This is a genomic window from Rosenbergiella gaditana, from assembly GCF_018494065.1.
In the GTDB taxonomy this organism is placed as follows: domain Bacteria; phylum Pseudomonadota; class Gammaproteobacteria; order Enterobacterales; family Enterobacteriaceae; genus Rosenbergiella; species Rosenbergiella gaditana.
Map to the genome: position 1 here is coordinate 1 of NZ_JABBFR010000099.1, position 223 is coordinate 223.

Below are 223 nucleotides of genomic sequence, written 5' to 3' on the forward strand. Positions count from 1 at the left end.
TCTTGGTTTTTTTCGTTAAGAACCTCAGCACCAAAAGGCAATGGTGTATAATCATCAAAATTAACTTTTAATATTCGTGTGGTACGGGTATCAGTTGTAAAGGTAACCTTAGTTATAGCGCCTTGAAAAGGAACGCTATATTTTACATTCCCTTCTAAATCAGCCCCATAACTTCCCTCTGTGTCACTCAGCGTTATACTATTTTGACGGTAGGGGGTTACAT

1 pseudogene is annotated in these 223 nt (G+C 38.1%); it reads right to left on the minus strand.

Annotated elements, in window-relative coordinates:
* Positions 1 to 223 (minus strand): annotated as a pseudogene (locus tag HH682_RS15620) (fimbria/pilus outer membrane usher protein); the annotation flags it as partial.